The sequence below is a fragment of the Acidisphaera sp. S103 genome, from assembly GCF_009765975.1.
Classification (GTDB): domain Bacteria; phylum Pseudomonadota; class Alphaproteobacteria; order Acetobacterales; family Acetobacteraceae; genus Rhodopila.
Genome location: NZ_LMUJ01000101.1, coordinates 182,102 through 196,920 on the forward strand (window position 1 = coordinate 182,102; position 14,819 = coordinate 196,920).

The 14,819-nt window shown below is 65.5% G+C and carries 12 protein-coding genes and 1 tRNA gene; 4 read left to right on the plus strand and 9 right to left on the minus strand.

Translation table 11 applies throughout. The features are described from left to right. Window positions 1-40 precede the first annotated feature (40 nt). The 5 genes from ppdK to GSQ89_RS33430 all read right to left on the minus strand — a co-directional run bounded on the left by ppdK (window position 41) and on the right by GSQ89_RS33430 (window position 6,366). Window positions 41-2,710: a pyruvate, phosphate dikinase gene (gene ppdK, locus GSQ89_RS33410; RefSeq protein WP_158932422.1), complete on the minus strand. Its 2,670-nt coding sequence runs from the start codon at window positions 2,708-2,710 to the stop codon at window positions 41-43. A 12-nt stretch (window positions 2,711-2,722) separates the two neighbouring features. Next, window positions 2,723-4,774, minus strand: a complete 2,052-nt coding sequence (glyS, locus tag GSQ89_RS33415) for a glycine--tRNA ligase subunit beta (protein ID WP_158932423.1) — start codon at window positions 4,772-4,774, stop codon at window positions 2,723-2,725. A 2-nt stretch (window positions 4,775-4,776) separates the two neighbouring features. Continuing rightward, on the minus strand, window positions 4,777-5,151 hold the full coding sequence (locus tag GSQ89_RS33420) for a type II toxin-antitoxin system VapC family toxin (RefSeq protein ID WP_254073483.1): 375 nt from the start codon (window positions 5,149-5,151) through the stop codon (window positions 4,777-4,779). Window positions 5,152-5,168: 17 nt separating this feature from the next. After that, window positions 5,169-5,429: a type II toxin-antitoxin system VapB family antitoxin gene (locus tag GSQ89_RS33425; protein ID WP_158932425.1), complete on the minus strand. Its 261-nt coding sequence runs from the start codon at window positions 5,427-5,429 to the stop codon at window positions 5,169-5,171. A 73-nt stretch (window positions 5,430-5,502) separates the two neighbouring features. Beyond that, the gene (locus GSQ89_RS33430) at window positions 5,503-6,366 is read right to left on the minus strand and encodes a glycine--tRNA ligase subunit alpha (RefSeq protein WP_158932517.1); all 864 of its coding nucleotides are present in this window, start codon (window positions 6,364-6,366) and stop codon (window positions 5,503-5,505) included. Between the two features lie 373 nt (window positions 6,367-6,739). On the opposite strand from GSQ89_RS33430, the gene GSQ89_RS33435 reads away from it, so the two are divergent. Beyond that, window positions 6,740-7,222: a hypothetical protein gene (locus tag GSQ89_RS33435; RefSeq protein WP_158932426.1), complete on the plus strand. Its 483-nt coding sequence runs from the start codon at window positions 6,740-6,742 to the stop codon at window positions 7,220-7,222. 30 nt (window positions 7,223-7,252) lie between these two features. Here GSQ89_RS33435 and GSQ89_RS33440 read toward each other — a convergent pair. The 3 genes from GSQ89_RS33440 to GSQ89_RS33450 form a co-directional block, all read right to left on the minus strand. Continuing rightward, window positions 7,253-7,327, minus strand: a tRNA-Gln gene (locus GSQ89_RS33440). A 49-nt stretch (window positions 7,328-7,376) separates the two neighbouring features. Further along, window positions 7,377-8,225: a 4-(cytidine 5'-diphospho)-2-C-methyl-D-erythritol kinase gene (locus GSQ89_RS33445; RefSeq protein WP_174254967.1), complete on the minus strand. Its 849-nt coding sequence runs from the start codon at window positions 8,223-8,225 to the stop codon at window positions 7,377-7,379. 32 nt (window positions 8,226-8,257) lie between these two features. Next, entirely contained in the window at window positions 8,258-9,940 is a 1,683-nt protein-coding gene (locus GSQ89_RS33450) for a tetratricopeptide repeat protein (RefSeq protein WP_158932428.1), read from the minus strand. Between the two features lie 120 nt (window positions 9,941-10,060). On the opposite strand from GSQ89_RS33450, the gene GSQ89_RS33455 reads away from it, so the two are divergent. Further along, window positions 10,061-10,927 carry an alpha/beta hydrolase gene (locus GSQ89_RS33455; protein WP_158932429.1) on the plus strand — a complete coding sequence of 289 codons (867 nt, stop codon included), beginning with the start codon at window positions 10,061-10,063 and terminating at the stop codon, window positions 10,925-10,927. 308 nt (window positions 10,928-11,235) lie between these two features. Here GSQ89_RS33455 and GSQ89_RS33460 read toward each other — a convergent pair whose 3' ends face one another. Next, window positions 11,236-12,873: an electron transfer flavoprotein-ubiquinone oxidoreductase gene (locus GSQ89_RS33460; RefSeq protein WP_158932430.1), complete on the minus strand. Its 1,638-nt coding sequence runs from the start codon at window positions 12,871-12,873 to the stop codon at window positions 11,236-11,238. A gap of 123 nt (window positions 12,874-12,996) precedes the next feature. Here GSQ89_RS33460 and GSQ89_RS33465 point away from each other — a divergent pair, with 123 nt between their 5' ends. Together GSQ89_RS33465 and GSQ89_RS33470 are read left to right on the plus strand one after the other, a co-directional pair. Further along, window positions 12,997-13,734 carry a CbiX/SirB N-terminal domain-containing protein gene (locus tag GSQ89_RS33465; RefSeq protein WP_254073501.1) on the plus strand — a complete coding sequence of 246 codons (738 nt, stop codon included), beginning with the start codon at window positions 12,997-12,999 and terminating at the stop codon, window positions 13,732-13,734. Between the two features lies 1 nt (window position 13,735). After that, window positions 13,736-14,785 (plus strand): lactonase family protein, encoded by a 1,050-nt coding sequence (locus GSQ89_RS33470; RefSeq protein ID WP_158932432.1) that lies wholly within the window; start codon window positions 13,736-13,738, stop codon window positions 14,783-14,785. The last annotated feature ends 34 nt before the right edge of the window (window positions 14,786-14,819 follow it).

Sequence of the window (14,819 nt, forward strand, 5' to 3'; positions counted from 1 at the left end):
CTCGCCTCCCAAAAAGCCGAAGCGCCGAAACCAGTGTCCCCTACGCCGTCCGATCCCCCGCCGCCCCCAAAGCTGCCTGCGCCGCCGCCAGGCGCGCCACCGGCACGCGGAACGGGCTGCACGACACGTAATCCAGCCCCACCTGCTCACAGAACGCGATCGACGCCGGATCGCCCCCATGCTCACCACAGATCCCTAGCTTCAACCCGCCCTTCGCCGCCCGGCCCTTCTCGGACGCGATACGAACCATCTCGCCCACACCCTCGACGTCGATCGACACGAACGGGTCCTTCGCCAAAATCCCCGCCTCCACATAATGCGGCAGGAACTTGCCAGCATCATCTCGCGACAGTCCGAACACCGTCTGGGTTAGGTCATTCGTGCCGAAGCTGAAGAAGTCCGCACAATCGGCGATCTTGTCCGCCAGCAGCGCGGCGCGGGGCAGTTCGATCATCGTGCCGACGCTGTATTCGATGGTCGTGCCGGTTTCGGCGAAGACCTCCACCGCGATCTTGTCGACCTGGGCGCGGGTGATCTCCAACTCCCGTTTCATCCCCACCAGAGGAATCATGATCTCCGGATGCGGCGCATTACCGGTTTCCTTGGCGACGGCGATCGCGCCCTCGAAGATCGCGCGGGCCTGCATTTCGTAGATCTCCGGGAACGCGATCCCCAGCCGGCAGCCGCGATGACCCAGCATCGGATTGGCCTCGGACAGTTCCTCGGCCCGCAGACGGATGGTTGCGATATCGGTGCCCAGCGAGTCGGCGACCTCCTGCATTTCCTGGTCGTGGTGCGGCAGGAACTCATGCAACGGCGGGTCCAACAGCCGGATCGTCACCGGCAACCCGGCCATGATGGTGAAAATCTGCCGGAAATCCTCCCGCTGGAAGGGCAGCAGGCGGGCCAGGGCGGCGCGCCGGCCGGACTCGGTGTTGGAGATGATCATCTGGCGAACGGCCAGGATGCGTTCGGGATCGAAGAACATATGTTCGGTGCGGCAAAGCCCGATGCCCTCGGCGCCGAATTTGCGAGCGGTTTCGGCATCCAAAGGGGTTTCGGCGTTGGCGCGGACGCCCATGCGGCGATGCTTGTCGGCCCATTCCATCAGGGTGCCGAAATCGCCGGACACCGCCGGCTCGATCATCGCGACGGAGCCGACGAAGACCTCGCCCGTCGCGCCGTCCAGCGTGACGATTTCGCCGGCTCGGACCTGCTTGCCGCCGGCCGACAGCATCTGGTTGTTGTAGTCGACGCTGATGCCGCCCGCGCCGGCGACGCAAGGGCGGCCCATGCCCCGAGCGACCACCGCGGCGTGGCTGGTCATGCCGCCGCGGGTGGTCAGGATGCCCTTCGCGGCGTGCATGCCGTGAATGTCTTCCGGGCTGGTTTCGACACGGCACAGGATGACAGCCTCACCCTTAGCGGCGCGCGATTCGGCCTCATCGGCGCTGAACACCACGATGCCGGAGGCAGCACCCGGGCTGGCCGGCAATCCCTTGCCCAGGATCGTCCGCGACGCCGTCGGGTCCAACATCGGATGCAGCAACTGGTCCAGTGAGGACGGATTGACCCGCATCACCGCCTCGGCTTCGTCGATCAGGCCTTCGCGAGCCATCTCGACCGCCATCCGCAGGGACGCCGCCACGGTGCGCTTGCCGTTGCGGGTTTGCAGCATGTACAGCTTGTTCTGCTGCACGGTGAACTCGATGTCCTGCATATCCTTGTAGTGCTTCTCAAGCGTCGAGCGCACTTCCATCAGCTCGGCATAAGCCGCGGGCATCGCCTTTTCGAGCGGAATTTCCCCGGATTTGGCCACCGACGCGGACAGCGGCTGCGGCGTGCGGATGCCGGCGACAACGTCCTCACCCTGCGCGTTCACGAGGTACTCGCCGTAGAACATGTTCTCGCCGGTGGACGGATCGCGGGTAAAGCAGACGCCGGTGGCGCAGTCGTTGCCCATGTTGCCGAACACCATGGCCTGGACGTTCACGGCGGTGCCCCAATCGGCGGGGATGTCGTGCAGGCGGCGATAGGTGACCGCCCGCGCGTTCATCCACGACCCGAACACCGCGCCAATGGCACCCCACAACTGCTCGTGCGGGTCCTGCGGAAATGGCTTGCCGGTCTCCTGCTCAACAAGGTCCTTGTAGCCCTCCACCACCTCGCGCCACTGATCGGCGGTCAGCGCGGTATCCTCGATCACGCCGGCGTCGAGCTTGGCGTGCTCGATGATCTCCTCGAACCGGTGGTGGTCGACGCCGAGGACGACCGATCCGTACATCTGGATGAAGCGGCGGTAGGAGTCCCAGGCAAAGCGGGGATCGTTGGCGGCCTTGGCAAGCCCCTCCACGGTGGTGTCGTTGAGGCCAAGGTTCAGGACGGTATCCATCATGCCCGGCATGGAGACACGCGCACCGGAGCGGACGGAGACCAGCAGCGGGTGGGCGCTATCGCCGAAATTCAGGCCGACGGCTTTCTCCACCTGGGCCAACGCGGCATCGACCTGACCCTTGAGATCGTCCGGATATTTGTGGTCGTTTTCGTAGAACGCCGCGGTGACTTCGGCGGTAATGGTGAAGCCCGGCGGGACGGGCAGGCCGATCGACGACATCTCGGCCAGGTTGGCGCCCTTCCCCCCCAGCAGGTTGCGCATATCCGCTCGGCCTTCGTTGTTGCCGGCGCCGAAGCTGTAAACCCACTTGGTCATGCGGACCCTCATCTAGCCTTCGATACGGGAGAAATCAGCGATCTGGTCCATGATAGATCGGACTTGGTTCAGCAAACGCAAACGATTGCGGCGTAAATCAGGTTCCGGCGCGTTCACGGTTACTTTTTCGAAGAACGCATCCAGCGGCGCGCGGAGGCTGGCCATCGTGCCCATGGCCGGACCGTAGGCTTCGTAGTTCAGCAGCCCGGCCACGCCGTGGCAGTTGGCCAAGGCTCGATCCAGGTCGATTTCGGCCTGTTCCCGAAAAAGCGCCGGGTCGGGAACATCCGTGAATGGGCCGTCCTTGCGCTCCTCGATCCGCAGGATATTCGCAGCGCGCCGGTACGCGGTCAGCAGGTTCGCGCCGTCCGGCGTCCCCAACAGGCTGGCAACAGCTTCCGTTCGCGCCAGCAGAGCGACCAAGTCGTCGTCCCGGTCCTGGTCCAGGCCTTTGGCGCCGAACACCGCGTTCAATACGTCGTAGCGCGCGCCATCGGCACGAAGCTGGACGACCAGACGTTCGACGATGAATTCGAATACTGCCTGCACAGTTGCCGGATCGCTTGCGGCGGCCGTCAACAGCCGGCGCGTATGCACTCGCAGCCCATTCTCGCGGATGATTCGGATCACCCCCAAGGCCGCACGCCGAAGCGCATAGGGATCGCCGGAGCCGGTCGGCTTCTCGCCGATCGCGAAAAAACCGGCCAACTGGTCTAGCTTGTCCGCCAGGGCAACGGCAATCGAGACCGGGGCGGACGGGGCTGGTTCGGTCGGGCCGCGCGGCGCGTAGTGATCGCGAACGGCATCAGCCACGGCTGGGATTTCGCCATCGTGCAACGCGTAATAGCGACCCATGACGCCTTGCAGTTCGGGGAACTCGCCCACCATGCCGCTGACCAGATCGGCTTTCGCGAGTTCCGCGGCTAGGGCGGCCTGCGCAGGATCGGCACCCACTTGTTCGGCGATCGTCGCCGCCAATTGGACCAATCGCCGGACGCGGTCTCCCTGAGTGCCCAGCTTCGCCTGGAACGTCACCTTGTCCAGCGCCGGAATCCGCGTTTCCAGCCGCGTCTTCCGGTCCAAATCCCAGAAGTGCCGCGCATCCGAGAACCGAGCGCGCAAGACACGTTCGTTACCGGCGATAATCGCGGTCCCGTGGTCATCCGCCTCGACATTGGCGACGAACGCGAACCACGGCGCGGCGGCACCCTCCGCCGTCCGCAGCGCGAAGTAGCGCTGGTTGACCCGCATGGAGACCTGCATCACCTCCGGCGGCAGATCCATGTGTTCGTCGGCGATGCGGCCGAGATGCGGCACCGGCCACTCGACCAGGCCGGCGACCTCATCCAGCAGGCCGGGATCGTCCACCACCGCCAGGTGCTTTTCGGCGGCGAGGCCGGCGATGCGGTCTGCGATGATGCGCTTGCGATCGACGGCATCGACCAGCACGCGGTGCGCCGCCAGCTTGTCCCGCCAATCGGCGGCGGAGGACACGGCGAAGGCACCGGGGGCGTGGAAGCGGTGGCCCTCGGTCAGGTCGCCACTGGCCAAGCCGTGGCCATCGTCGGACCCGTCGCGCAGATCGAACGGCACGACCGCGCCGTCCAGCAGGCACACGATCCGGCGCAGCGGCCGCACCCAGACGAAGCCGCTGGACCCACCCCAGCGCATGGATTTCGGCCACGGGAAGCGCCGCAGCAGGCCCGGCATCACGCTGGCGATCAACGCGCCGGCGGAAACGGCGGCGGCGCTCTTCTCCAGCACCCAGTAGTCGCCTTCCTGGCGCAACTGCTCGCGGTTGGCGTTGTGCTTGCGCAGGAAGCCGGTCAACGCCTGCTCCGGCGCACTGGCCCGAGGTCCACGTTCGGTGGAACTGGCGGCTGCAACCTCGGCGGAAACATCAGCACGCCAAGCGATGCGGCGAGGGCCAAACCACGTCGCGATGTTCCCCGGCGCAACCGCCGCAAGCGCTGCCCCGATCGCACGTTCAAGTTCGGCCGCCGCGCCACGCTGCATGCGGGCGGGGATTTCCTCGCTGAACAGTTCCAGGAAAAATTCGGGCATGTTCAGTCTTTCAGTGCCGGCTCGATATCGGTCTGGGCAAAATCGTCACCCTTGAACAGCAGGGGTTCCCGCGTTTCCTTGGCGAGGGCATAGGCAAAGCAATCGCCATAATTCAGCCGTGCGGGATGACTGCCGCGCCCGAACACGCGCCAGGCGCGCCGAGCGATCGCTGCCTGGGAGATCGAAACGGGCATCAACTCGATCTCCGCATTCTGCATGAAATCCTCGAACCAGGTTACGGCCAGGTCGTTCCCCCGGCGGTCCACGACCATCGTTGCCTCAAGCCAGTTCGAGACGGACATCCGGCGCGGCGCGGCATCCAGCACGGCGTCGAGATAGCGGCGTCCATCAGGCTCCCGCAGAACGATCGCAAGCACGGCGGACGAATCAACAATCATTTCGGCAGGCCCGTCTCGTCGTCATAGAGCCAACCATGGTCGGACGTCACATCATCCGGCATGTTGGCTTTTATCTCGCCGGCGATCGCCCATAGTTTGTCCCGCAGGGCAGCCTTGTCGCGTAACCGCTGCTCGCGGTCGAGTTCGGTTCGCAGCGCCTTGGTCACGACCGCCGTCAGGCTCTCGCCCGTCAATTCCGACAGACGGGAGGCCAGGCGGTAAGCGTCCTCGCTCTTGATGTTCAGTTGCGTGCCCATGTCCACCTCAAGGTAGATACACGGGACAATATGGTAGAAAAACGTGCCGGATGCCACCCACGATGAGAATCTATCACCCCGCCTCTCCAGCCACCCACGCCTCGCAGCAGCCTTTCGCCAGTGTCCGCACCCGGCCGATGTAGCTGGCCCGCTCCGTTACGCTGATGACTCCGCGCGCATCCAGCAAGTTGAACAAATGGCTCGCCTTGATGCATTGGTCGTAGGCCGGCAGGGCCAACTTGCGGTCCAGAAGGGCGGCGCATTCGCCCTCGGCGTCGGCGAAGTGGCGGGACAGCATGGCGGTGTCGGCGAATTCGAAGTTGTGCGCGCTGTATTCGCGTTCGGCGCGCAGGAAGACGTCGCCGTACGTCACCCCTGCCCCGTTGAAGTCAATGTCGAAAACGTTGTCCTTGTCCTGGACGTACATTGTCAGGCGTTCCAGGCCGTAGGTCATCTCGAAGCTCGGGTAGGTGACGGGAATGCCGCCGACCTGCTGGAAATAGGTGAACTGGCCGACCTCCATGCCGTCACACCAGACCTCCCACCCCAGGCCCCAGGCGCCGAGGGTCGGGCTTTCCCAGTCGTCCTCCACGAAGCGGAAGTCGTGCCGCAGCGGGTCGAGGCCGATTTCCCGGTATGACGCCAGCAGCAGGTCCTGCGCATCGGCCGGGCTGGGCTTCATGATGACCTGGTACTGGTAGTAGTGCTGCAGCCGGTTGGGGTTCTCGCCGTAACGACCGTCCGTCGGGCGACGGCTGGGCTGCACATAGGCGGCCCGCCACGGCTTAGGCCCCAACGCCCGCAACGTCGTCGCCGGATGGAAGGTGCCGGCGCCCATCTCGACGTCATACGGTTGCAGGATCACGCAACCCTGCCGAGCCCAGAAGCCATGCAGCCGCAAAATAAGGTCCTGGAAGCTCGGCTTGGTGCGGGTCATCGTCGTCATTGCAGTCCTGCGGCGGCGTGGCGTTTTCGTCCCGGTTCAGCCGGAACGGCGGGGTCGCCATTAAGCATCCCGGCCACTATGGGACAAGCGGTGGCACACATTCGGCGGCGATCGGCCGTGAAGCCGCGGTGTATCGTGGGATGCAGGTTCCTGCCGCTCCTCCGGCATGTCGTCGCCTGACAACAAATTGACCGTCCCGGGGACGACGGCTGCGACCTGACATCCCGCCGACCCATCACAGTTCGGGAATCCGGCTTCCAATGGCCGGCCTAAGCGGTCTATGTGCGACCCCGCCGGATCGTTGGCACGACTCGATCGTGGGCGATTCGGCCTGAAATCGTTAGTAGGTAGAGGCTCAGACAATATGACCGATGTCCAGGTAGCCACCCGCGCCGGCACCATTCGGCGCGTGGCGGAAGCCGCCCTTCTCATGACCGGCCTCGCGCTGGCTGGCTGCTCCCAACCTGGATCGGGCCCGGCCGGATCGACGCTGCGCGTCTATGCCGCCGACCTCGCGGGGGGCGCGAAAGTCTGCGATGTGCCAAATGTGAACCCCGCCCCGGGCGCCAGGTCCGACGTGGCGATGAAAACGGTCAACGATGGCGGCTGGTGCGGCATTCCCGTGCACCAGGACGGCCCCAAGCCGTTCGGCGCCGGATTGCTGGAGACACGCGCGGCCCATGGCGACGTGCTGATCCATGAGGTCGGTGACAACACCCGGATCGACTACACGCCGGACCGCGGCTTCGCCGGCCATGATACGTTCGAGGTCAAGCTGCTCCCGGGTGACGCCACCATCCGTGTCGCCGTGACCGTGGCACCGCCGGGCGCCGCGCCAAAGAGCTGATCGTCCAGGCGGCCGCTGCCGTGACATGGTTGGCTGGGGCGGGAGGGATCGAACCTCCGTATGACGGAATCAAAATCCGTTGCCTTACCGCTTGGCGACGCCCCAATGCGGCGACGTGATAGGGTGCCCAGCCGTCCGCGTAAAGCCGGAACCGCTATCCGGCGAAAAGCTGTCCGCCCCAGACCCACCATCCGTCACGGATGATCGTCCCGGCGGCCGTCTCCGCGGCCTCCGGCGTCGCGAACAAGCCGAAGCAGGTCGCCCCCGATCCGCTCATGCGGGTCAGCAGACAGCCGGGGGTTGCCGCCAGCGCGTCCAGTGCATCGCCGATGACCGGCGTCAGCAGCCGCGCCGGCGGTTCAAGGTCGTTGCGGGTGGCCAGCAGTGCCGCGGCGAGCGACCCGGCATCCCGCCATCCGCGATCGGAGAACCGCGCCGGATCGGAGAACCCGCCGGTGCGGGCGCGAAACACCGCCGGTGTCGCAACCGCGACACCCGGATTGACCAGCACGATTCCCACATCCGGCAACGCCGGCGCCGGCATCAGGATTTCACCGATTCCCGACATCACAGCCGGCATACCGGCCACACAGACCGGCACATCAGCCCCCAGGCCGGCGGCCACCTGCCCAGGCATGTCCGGATCCAGTCCCCAGAACCGACACAGCAGCCGCAACGCCGCCGCCGCGTCCGCCGATCCGCCTCCGATGCCGGACGCCACCGGCAAATTCTTCTCCAGCACCAAGGCGCCGGTGGCCTGCACGCCGGCCCGAGCCGCGAGGGCGCGTGCCGCCCGCAAAACCATGTTGTCGGCCTCCGCCGCCAGTCCAGCCGCGAAGGGTCCGGTCACCGACAAGGTCAACCGGTCGGACGGAGATACGGTCAACCGATCGCCGATCCCGGCGAACACAACCAGGCTGTCCAGCAGGTGATACCCGTCCGGGCGACGCCCGACGACATGCAGATGCAGGTTGATCTTCGCCGGGGCGTATTCAGCGTTCACGCGGTCAGCCACGAAAGAAACCGGCCAACCGGCTATTGCCCGCTGAGAACCGCGCCGGAACGCCCGGTATTCAGCTTGGCCTCCAATTTCGCGGCGTCATCCGGATCGGGGTTCAGCGTCAGCGCCCGCCGCCATTGATACTGCGCCTCGATCTTGCGCCCCGCCGCCCAATAAGCGTCCCCGAGGTGCCCGTTGATCGTCGAATCCTCCGGCTCCAGCTCGACCGCGTGTTCCAGCGTCGTCACCGCGTCCTTGGCGTCGCCCTGGCGGAACATCACCCACCCCAGGCTGTCGGTGATCGCCCCGTCATTGGGCCGCCGCTGTGCCGCACGCTCGATCATCTGCCGAGCCTCCGACAGATGACGGCCCATGTCGGCCCAGGAATAGCCGAGGTAATTCAATACGAACGGCTGATCCGGCGACAGTTCCAGCGCGTGATGAAAATCAGCCTCGGCCTTCGGCCAGGCGTGGGCACGTTCCTCGGCGACACCGCGGTCGTAGAACAGGATCCAGTCCGCGGCATTCTGATGCGAAACGCGCGCGATCGCCCGGTCATACGCCTGCACCGCGTCGGGGAATCTCGACTTGAGTCGCAGAAGATCGCCTCTCTGCTCATCCGGCAGCGGACTGTCGGGATAATCCTGCGCCATGCGTTCCAACTCGTGCGTCGCCTGGTCCGCGTGTCCCAGGCGATCCATCACCGCCACCCGGCGCAACCGCACCGCGGCGCTCAACGGATCGGTCGCCGGCACCTGGTTCAGCATGTTCAAAGCCATTTGCGGGTGATGCTGGTTATCCAGGATATCGGCGGCCAGCAGGCGGGCGGCGGCGAAATCCGGCCGCATATCCAGCGCCAGCCGCAACATCACCAGCGAGAAGTCATTGGCGTCCTGCGCCTGCAGCAGCGAGGCGAAGGTGAAATAGGCCTCGGCGATGCCGTCGGTCGCGTTTGCCACCGGCCGTTCGGTGACGGTGGCCATCAGCGCCGGCATGACGATCGACAGGTCCGGCGCGACCGTCGGCAGGGCAGCCAGGATACGCTGCGCCTCCCCCGGCTGCTTGGTGCGAGACGCCCAACTTGCCAGGATCTGCGACATACGGAGATTCGGTGCCGACAGATTGACCTCGGTTGCCCGATACAGCCTGGCGGCGGCGTCCGCGTGGCCGCCCAGGTCGGCAATCATCGCCGCATGCAGGGCGAAAATGGTGCGGAACCGCGGGTCCTCGACGTAGGGCCGCAATGTGGACAACGCGGCATCCGTCGCCCCATCGCCCTGCTGCGCCCAGGCAATCAGCAGCGGCTGCAGCAACTGCGTCAGCCCCTCATGCGGCATGTCGTGCAGGCGCTGCTCCGCCGCCTGCCAATGGCCCGCCTTGATATCGACATCCGCCAGGACAAGCTGGGCCACCTGACTTTGCGGCAACTGCCGCGCCAGCTTCACGGCTTCCGGCCGGCCGGCATCCAGGCTGGCGACGAAGGCCTGCAACGTCAGTTCCTGATCGCCGGGGTTTTCCGCCAGCGCCTTCAGCATATCGTCCGCCGCGGTCTGCGAATCGCCTTCCGACAGAGCGTAGCGGCCGGCGAGGTAATTGCCGATGACCCCATTCGATATCGAACCGGTCGCATTGTTGGAAGGGGGTTCTGATGCCGCGCAGGCCGATAACAGGATAAGCGCGAGAAGGGCGGACCGCCGAGCGGCACGGGCATGTTGCATCCGCCTACTCTAACAGCCACGCAATACTGTGTCATTCGGCTTGCGGCGCTCTCAGATGAATTATAGCAGAGGTCGCAGGGGTCGAGTCTGCCGCGGCCCCGATCGAGAAGGGGTCCTGTCATGACCGCCGCTTTTCCACCCGAAGACGTCGCCGCCAAGACCCGAGCGCTGTACGACCTGGGCAAAACAGCGATGTTCGCCTGCGCGTTCGACCCGCGTTTCCACTACTGCCTGTACGTGCCGCCCGCGGCCGGTGAAGGCGCCAAGCTGGACCTGCTGGTGGCCGTGCATGGCAGCAGCCGCACCTCGTTCCTGGAATTCCGTGACGGTTTCGCCGCGTTCGGACGCTGGAACAACATCGCCATCCTGTGCCCTGTCTTCCCCATCGGGGTGCTCGGTAACGGCGCCCGCCATGGCTACAAATACATGGCCGAGGGCGACATCCGCTACGACCACGTGCTGCTCGCCATGGTCGAGGAAGTGGCTCGGAAATACCGCCAGGATTGGCACCAGTTCGCGATGTTCGGCTTCTCCGGCGGCGGCCACTTCGCCCACCGTTTCGCCATCCTGCACCCCGACCGTCTCTGGGCCGCGTCGATCGGATCGCCCGGGTCGGTGACCCTGCTGGACCCCGGCCGCGACTGGTGGGTGGGCATCCGCGACCTGGCGGACAGGTTCGGCATCACCTTCGACGCCGCCGCCCTGTCCCGTGTTCCGGTACAGATGATCGTCGGTGAGGCCGACCTGGAAACCTGGGAAATCACCCACCGCGAAGGCAGCCCCCATTGGATGCCAGGCGCCAATGATGCTGGTCTCACCCGTCCCGACCGCCTGCGCGCCCTGCGGGACTCTTTCGAGACAGCCGGTGTCAGCGTGCACTTCGAACTGGTGCCGGGCCTGGCACACGACCGCCTGAAGGTCCTCGACCGGGTGCAGGATTTCCTCGCCGGCGCGCTGGATGGCAGGCGGACAGTCGGGGGCGCCTGACGATACGTCCTCGCGAGGGCAATGCCGCCGGCGCCTACACCGGCTCACGTTGGCACCGACACATCAACCGCGTCATGGACCGGCGAAGTCCGGCACCTACACCGGCTCGCGTTGGCACCGACACATCAACCGCGTCATGGACCGGCGAAGTCCGGTCCATCTGCTCCAGCACCTTACCGTGGCAGATGGACCGGACTTCGCCGGTCCATGACGAATTAAACCAACCGGTCCATGGCGAATTAAACCAACCGGTCCATGACGAATTAACCCAACCGGTCCGTGACGACCCAAACAACCGACACGGACGGCTACATCCCGCCCGGGTAGCTGGGTCCGCCACCGCCCTCCGGCGGCACCCAGTTGATGTTCTGCGACGGGTCCTTGATGTCGCAGGTTTTGCAGTGCACGCAATTCTGAGCGTTGATCTGCAGCGTCGGATTACCCTCGTCCACCCCGACGAACTCATACACACCGGCCGGGCAATAGCGCGCCTCCGGACCGCGGAAATGGTCCCAGTTCAGGGTGACCGCCTTTGCCGGGTCGGTCAGCCGCAGATGCACCGGCTGGTTTTCCTCATGGTTCGTGTTGCTGATGAACACCGAGGACAGCTTGTCGAACGTCAGTACCCCATCCGGCTTCGGATAGACAATCCGCGGCGCCTTATCGGCCTCCACCAGCGTTTCGTTGTCCGCATGCGTGTGGTGCATCGTCCACGGCGCCTTGCCGCGCAGCAGATAGGTGTCCAGCCCGCTGTACAGCAGCCCACCCCACATGCCCCATTTCGCGAAGGCCGGCCGCAGGTTGCGGGATTTGGACAGCTCATCCCACACCCAGCTTGACCGTAGCCGATCAAAATACCCCAGCACCTCAGCCGGATGATCGCCCGCAAGCGCCTCCGCCACCGCCTCGGCTGCCAGCATGCCGGACTTCATCGCGGTGTGGGTGCCCTTGATCTTCGGCACGTTCAAGAAGCCGGCTGCGTCGCCGATCAGCAGGCCGCCCGGGAAGCTTAGTCGCGGGATCGATTGCAGCCCGCCCTCGTTCAGTGCTCGTGCGCCATAGGAGATGCGCCGGCCGCCTTCGAAATGCCCACGAACGTCGGGATGGGTCTTGAACCGCTGCATCTCATCGAACGGCGACAGCCAGGGATTGCTGTAATCCAGGCCGATGACGAAGCCGTAGGAGACCAGGTTCTCGCCGAAATGATACAGAAAGGACCCGCCGTATGTGCCGCGATCCAGCGGCCAACCCAGGCTGTGCTCAATCAGGCCGGGCTTGTGGTTGGCGGCTGGAATTTCCCACAGTTCCTTGATACCGATTGCGTAGGTCTGCGGATCGCAGCCGTCGCGCAGGTTGAAGCGATGCATCAACTGCTTGGACAGCGACCCGCGGCAACCCTCGGCGAACAGCGTATAACGAGCGCGCAGTTCCATGCCGCGCTGGAAATTGCCGGTGGGTTCGCCGTCCTTGCCGATCCCCATGTCGCCGGTGGCGATGCCGACGATGCGGCCGTCTTCCTCCAGCAGTTCCGAGGCGGCGAAACCGGGATAGATCTCGACGCCCAGTTCCTCCGCCTGCTGACCCAGCCAGCGCACAACATTGCCCAGTGAGACGATGTAGTTGCCGTGATTGTGCATCTGCGGCGGTGTCGGCAGCTTGAACGACTTGGTTTCGGTCAGGAACAGGAAGCGGTCCTCACGCGCCGGCGTATCCAGCGGTGCGCCCTTCTCTTTCCAGTCGGGGATCAGTTCGTTCAGCGAGCGCGGCTCGATCACCGCGCCGGACAGGATGTGGCCGCCGATCTCGCCGGCTTTTTCCACCAGGCAGACCGCCATCTCGGGGTTGATCTGCTTCAGCCGGATCGCCGCCGACAGGCCGGCCGGGCCGCCACCCACGATCACGACGTCGAACTCCATCGCCTCGCGTTCGGGTAGGTCCTCGGCCATATTCCACTCCTTGCTGTCTGACGTGCCTTCGCTTCAGACTTATGTGCGTCAGAATAACGCATGGGGCAAACCGGTAACGCCCCCCAACATTCAACCACGCGCCAGGGAGTGCCGCATTTGTCCGTGAACGAGGCTTTGTTGCTGATCGGCCACGGATCGGCGCGCTATCCCGATGCAGGCGCGGCGATGGTGCGGCATGCCGAGACGCTGCGTGCGGCGAATCGGTTCGCCCAGGTGGAGATCGCGCTGCTGAACGGCGCACCGTCCGTCAGCGAGGTGCTGGGTCGGATCGGCGCCCCCACCATCCGCGTGGTGCCCTTCTTCATGGAGGACGGCTATTTCAGCCGCGTCGCCGTGCCCCAGGCGATCCATACGGCCGTGCCCTATGAGCGTATCGTGCGTTGTCCGCCGGTTGGCGTTCATGACGGCTTGGCCGGGATGATCGAGCACCAGGCCATGGCCGCCTGCGCCGCCGGGACCACGCCACCCCGTGATGCCGCGGTTTTGATCGTCGGGCATGGGTCCTCCAGCGCCCCCGGGCAGGCCCTCGCACTGCATCGCCACGCCGCCCGCGTGGCGGCGACGGAACTGTTCGTGCGGGTCGAAGCCGCCTGCCTGGAGGAGCCGCCCTTGGTTGCCGACGCGTTGGCGGGGCTGCGCGCCCATCCGGTGATGGTCATCGGCTTCTTCGCCAACCATGGCGGCCACGTCCGCGACGACCTGCCGGCCCTGATCGCCGCGGAACAGACGGCGCGTGGCGGCGACGGGCCAACGGTGCGGTTCCATGGGTGTGTTGCCGACGATCCGCTGATGGTTCAGATCATTCTCGATCAGGCAGGAAGCGATCCAGAAGGAGAATAATATGTTCGCCTATGTCGGCGGCTACACGACACCCGATCGGAACGGGCGCGGCAACGGGATCAACGTCTACCGCATCGATGAGGTCAACGGCGCCTGGAGCCACATCCAGCACGTCGGCGGGCTGGAGAACCCCGCGCTGTTCACCCTGACGCGCGACCACAGCCGCCTCTACAGCGTGCATGGCGGGCGGAACCTGATGAGCGCGTTCGCCGTCGATCGGCGGACCGGAATGCTGACGCTGCTCAACCAGGTCGATTGCCAGGGCAACAACCCGGTCGATTCGGCCTTGGATCCCAGCGAACGCTTCCTGGTGATCGCCAATTACGGCAGCGGCGCCGTCGCGGTGATGCCGATCGGCGAGGATGGGCGGCTGCAACCGGTCAGCCAGTTGGTCCCGTTGCAGGGCACGCCCGGCCCCAATCCGAAGGAACAGGCTTCGTCCCACCCGCACGCCGTCATCTTCGATCCGACCGGCCAATACGTGATCGTCCCGGACAAGGGGTTCGACCGCACCTTCTTCTTCCGCTTCCAGGATGGACGCCTGACCCCGACCGAACAGGGTTTCGCCGATTCGGCTCCCGGGGCGGCCCCGCGGCACACCATTTTCCATCCCACCCTGCCGGTGCTTTACGTGAACAATGAGCTCGACTCGACGGTCACCAGGTTCGACTGGGCGGCGGGACGCGCCACCGAACGTCAGGTGATCTCGACCGTGCCGGGCGGATTTGCGGGCCACAACACGACGGCGGAAATCGCATTCGGGCGCGACGGACGGCATCTGTACGTCTCGAATCGCGGCCAGGACAGCATCGCCCGCTTCACCGTGGGTCCGGACGGCTCGCTGACCTACGCCGATCACACGCTGACCGGTGGCGTTCGGCCGCGGTTTTTCACGCTTGGCCCGAAAGGCGGACGCCTCTACGCCGCCAACCAGGACAGCGACGAGATCACCGTCTTCGCGATCGACTCCGGGACCGGCGCGCTGACCCCCACCGGCGTGCGAATCAAGGTCGGCAGCCCCTCCGCGATCAGCATCGTGACACCCTCTTGAAAGTGAGGCGCCATCGCGTCGATACTATTATCAA